Source organism: Nocardioides sp. CPCC 206348 (genome assembly GCF_048654705.1).
Taxonomy (GTDB): domain Bacteria; phylum Actinomycetota; class Actinomycetes; order Propionibacteriales; family Nocardioidaceae; genus Nocardioides.
In genome coordinates this window covers 1,548-5,852 of record NZ_JBMCZA010000139.1, presented here as the reverse complement: position 1 = coordinate 5,852, position 4,305 = coordinate 1,548, and the positions used below count along the sequence as shown (strand labels likewise).

Here is a 4,305-nt window from a genome sequence, read left to right as displayed (position 1 = left end):
GCGCATCGGCCGGTCCTGCGGAGCGTGGGACTCCACGTCCCGGCGGGCGCCTCGCCGGCGGTCCGGGCGACGCGATGGGGACGTTCGTGCCACAGCCGGGCCGATGTCGCCCGCGCGGCGAGCGACGGCGCCTGGTGGGCCACCTTGTCGCCGTACACCTGGACGGAGAGCAAGCCGGGCCACGGCCCGCCGTTGCCCGAGGGCGCGTTCACGGGGTACTCCATCCCGACCTATGCGCTCGGCGGCGTGACGCCGGACAACGCGGAACAGGCCCGGAAGGCGGGGGCGTACGGCGTCGCGGTGATGGGCGCCGTGATGCGGTCCGAGGACCCGGGAGCCGTCGTGGCCGCCCTGCTGCAGGCGGTGACGCCGTGACCCCACCCGTCGTCGTCACCATTGCCGGCACCGACTCCGGCGGAGCTGCCGGGATCGCGGCGGACCTGACCACGTTCGCCGCACTCGGTGTCCACGGCGCCTGCGTGGTCACCGCGGTGACTGCCCAGGACACCACCGGCGTGCGCGCGATCCATCCGGTGCCGCTCGACATCGTCGCGGCCCAGCTCGACGCGGTGCTCGAGGACCTCGACCCGGTGGCCGTGAAGACCGGGATGCTCGGCACCGCCGAGGTGGTCCGCCTGGTCGCCGAGCGCTGCGCCGGACGGATCCTCGTCGTCGACCCCGTCCTCGTCGCGACGTCGGGCGCGGTCCTCGCCGATGCCGCCGTCGTGCAGGCCTATCGGGACCACCTGCTGCCGGTCGCCACGGCGAGCACCCCCAACGAGGAGGAGTTCATCGCGCTCGGCAGGCCCGACCGGCCCGGCGTGATCGTGACCCGCGGTGGCGACATCCCGACCACCAACGACCACGGCACCGGCTGCACCCACAGCAGCGCGCTCGCCGCCCACCTGGCGCTCGGCGCCGACCTCGCCACCGCGGCCGAGCGCGCCGCGGCGTACGTCTCACAACAGCTGAATCTCGGCAAGGACTGGAAGCTCGGCCGCGGCCGAGGACCCGTCGCACACATCCAAGGAGAACACCGATGACCGTCCACCCCGCCCACACGCGGATCCTCAAGAGCGACGACCACAGCGACATCGAGGTCCCGTTCACCCGCGTCGCGCTGACCAACGGCGAGACCTTCGACCGATACTGCACCGAGGGCCCCGGCTCCGAGCCCGAACGCGGTCTGCCCCCGCTGCGTGACGGCTGGATCGAAGGCCGCGGCGACACCGGGACCTACGACGGCCGCGAGCCCCAGCTGCTCGACAACGGCCGCGCTGCGCTGCGTCGCGGTGAGGCCCAGGGGGAGTGGCAGGGCGAGCGTCGTGCCCCCCGCCGCTCGACGGGCGCTCCCGTCACCCAGATGGCCTACGCACGCGCGGGCATCGTCACCGAGGAGATGCGGTACGTCGCCGCGCGCGAGCAGTGCGACGTGGAGCTGGTGCGCAGCGAGGTCGCCGCCGGCCGCGCGATCATCCCCGTCAACGTGAACCACCCCGAGTCGGAGCCGATGATCATCGGCAAGCGGTTCCTCGTGAAGATCAACGCCAACATCGGCAACTCGGCCGTGACCAGCAGCATCGCCGAGGAGGTCGACAAGCTCACCCACGCGATCACGTGGGGCGCCGACACCGTGATGGACCTGTCGACCGGCGACGACATCCACACCACCCGCGAGTGGATCATCCGCAACAGTCCCGTGCCCATCGGCACCGTGCCGATCTACCAGGCCCTCGAGAAGGTCAACGGCGAGGCCGACAAGCTCACGTGGGAGATCTTCCGCGACACCGTGATCGAGCAGTGTGAACAGGGCGTCGACTACATGACCGTCCACGCCGGGGTGCTGCTGCGCTACGTCCCGATGACCGCCCGCCGCGTCACCGGCATCGTCAGCCGCGGCGGCTCGATCATGGCCGGGTGGTGCCTGGCCCACCACGAGGAGAACTTCCTCTACACGCACTTCGACGAGCTCTGCGAGATCTTCCGTCAGTACGACGTCAGCTTCTCCCTCGGCGACGGACTCCGCCCCGGCTCGACCGCCGACGCCAACGACGAAGCGCAGTTCTCGGAGCTCCGGACCCTTGCCGAGCTGACGAAGCGCGCCTGGGAGTACGACGTCCAGGTGATGGTCGAAGGTCCCGGCCACGTCCCGCTGCACCTGGTCGAGGAGAACGTCCGGCTCCAGCAGGACTGGTGCCACGGCGCGCCGTTCTACACGCTCGGCCCGCTCGCCACCGACATCGCACCCGGCTACGACCACATCACCTCGGCCATCGGCGCCGCGACGATCGCCATGCACGGCACGGCGATGCTCTGCTACGTCACGCCCAAGGAGCACCTCGGCCTGCCGAACCGCGACGACGTGAAGACCGGTGTGATCACCTACAAGCTGGCCGCCCACGCCGCCGACCTGGCCAAGGGCCACCCCGGCGCCCGCGACTGGGACGACGCCTTGTCGAAGGCCCGCTTCGAGTTCCGCTGGCGCGACCAGTTCGCCCTGTCCCTCGACCCCGTCACGGCTGAGGAGTTCCACGACGAGACCCTGCCCGCCGAGAACGCCAAGACTGCGCACTTCTGCTCGATGTGCGGCCCGAAGTTCTGCTCGATGAAGATCAGCCAGGACGTGCGGGACCGGTTCGGTGCGGACCTCTCGCCCGAGGACGCCGTGCTCGGGATGAAGGAGAAGTCCGAGGAGTTCCTCGAGCTGGGGGCGTCGGTGTACGTCGAGCCGTCGGCCGGGGTCGTCGAGTAGTCGACGCGTCCTCAGTCGGACGTCAACGCGACCCGCAACGCGCCGTAGTTCTCGTCGCTCGACACACCACCGACCTGCACGTAGTAGGTCGCGCCGGACATGGCGTCGAAGGACGACCGGGCCTGGAGGGAGAGGGTGACGAGGCCGGGCGACAGCGGACGCCACCAATCGTCGTTGCACGCGTCGTCGACCGGTGAGAGGGATCCGGTGTCGTCGACGGTGTAGACGGCGACAGCGGTGTCGAACCGGGTGCCGGCCGTGTCGATCGTGATCCGGCCGGCGCCCGTCACGGTGAACCAGACCGTGTGGGTGGCGCGGTAGTCCGGCTGGTCCTCCCACGGCTCCGTGCACGGGTTGGCCTGCTCGGCCTCGAGGGCGGAACCGGAGGTCTGCACCGTCGCAGTTCCGGTCAGGGCGATCGCGCCTCCCGGGGTGTCGTTGCCCGGCGGCCGGCCCGTCGGCGGCGAGCCGCCCCCTGCGTCGACCCTGTGGTGGTCGGCGTCGTAGGCGAAGCAGTCGATCGCCGTCACCCGGCCGTCGGGATCGGTGATGGTGCCGGTGAGCGGGCCGCTGGTGATCGTGCTGCGCTGGGTCCATGTGCCGGACCAGAGCACGGCCGGCGCCACGGTCCCGCCGGACCAGGCGAGCGTGACGGTGGCGGTGACCGGATCGCCCTGAAGGGTCGTGCCGGGCAGGTCCAGGGACGTCCCGTCCTCGATCTCGGCCAGGGTCGCCGTGGTCGCGCTGGAGTAGAACGCCCCGGTGTCGTCCTCGACGTCGTCCGGCGTCCCCGCGTCGTCGTACGTCGACAGGGTCAGCCCCCAGTCCTCGGTCGCCGTGTCGATCCACAGCTCATCGACCCGGGATCCCTGCTGGACCGGGAAGCACCACGCGCCGGAGGAGCTGGCGCTCGTGACCTGCGCCTTCGGGTCGGATTGTCGATCCATGGTCCGCGACACGACGGAACCGCTGCAGCCACTGACTTCCGCCGTGCTGCCGTTGTCGAACTCGAGGTGCGCTGTGCCCACGACCTCGAGTGCGCGGGCGACCGTCAGGTGCACCTCCTGGCCGTTGGTCGTGCCGGACCCGGGGCCGGTTCCTGTGTGGGTGACGGTGGGGTGCAGCTCGGTGACCTCGGCAGTGAGCGTCATGGCGCCGCGCACGAACGGTTGCCCGGGGAGGGGGAGGTACTGGCCGTGGGCGACCAGGCGCACGTGCCCCTCGGCGTACTCGACCTCCCACGGCGCGCCTGTTGGTGCCACGAAGTGCTCCGGCACCCAGTTGACGTGGCCGCGGTAGGTGTCCCCGTCCAGCGAGACGCCGATGTTGTGCGCGGGGTCGGCACTGCAGCGGAACGACTCGAGTGAGGACTCGACGCCTGCGGTGCCGCCGGGGACGGGGGCCGCTGAGGTGACCGGGCAGGCGATCCAGGGCGCCGTCAGGGTGAGGATTGCTGCTGCTGCGCGAAGCGCCCGGGAGAGCACCATTCCTCGACTGTAGGTCTGCCTCCGGACGTTCGGGAGGGGCTGCACCGTAAAGAAACGGGGACTACC

The 4,305-nt window shown here is 70.9% G+C and carries 4 protein-coding genes; 3 read left to right on the top strand and 1 reads right to left on the bottom strand.

Annotated elements, in window-relative coordinates; genetic code table 11:
- From ACOADB_RS09045 to thiC, 3 genes are all read left to right on the top strand, one after another.
- Window positions 1-375 (top strand): thiamine phosphate synthase (locus ACOADB_RS09045; RefSeq protein WP_378597630.1); only part of this gene is annotated, 375 nt, incomplete at its 5' end.
- Window positions 372-1,043 carry a bifunctional hydroxymethylpyrimidine kinase/phosphomethylpyrimidine kinase gene (locus tag ACOADB_RS09040; protein ID WP_378597629.1) on the top strand — a complete coding sequence of 224 codons (672 nt, stop codon included), beginning with the start codon at window positions 372-374 and terminating at the stop codon, window positions 1,041-1,043. The genes ACOADB_RS09045 and ACOADB_RS09040, both read left to right, overlap by 4 nt.
- A complete protein-coding gene (gene thiC, locus ACOADB_RS09035; RefSeq protein ID WP_378597628.1) occupies window positions 1,040-2,752 on the top strand; it encodes a phosphomethylpyrimidine synthase ThiC in 1,713 nt (570 codons plus the stop codon). The genes ACOADB_RS09040 and thiC overlap by 4 nt, the downstream gene beginning before the upstream one ends.
- Window positions 2,753-2,763: 11 nt before the next feature.
- Here the strand turns inward: thiC and ACOADB_RS09030 are convergent, their stop codons facing one another.
- Window positions 2,764-4,239 carry a hypothetical protein gene (locus ACOADB_RS09030; protein WP_378597627.1) on the bottom strand — a complete coding sequence of 492 codons (1,476 nt, stop codon included), beginning with the start codon at window positions 4,237-4,239 and terminating at the stop codon, window positions 2,764-2,766.
- Window positions 4,240-4,305 lie beyond the last annotated feature (66 nt).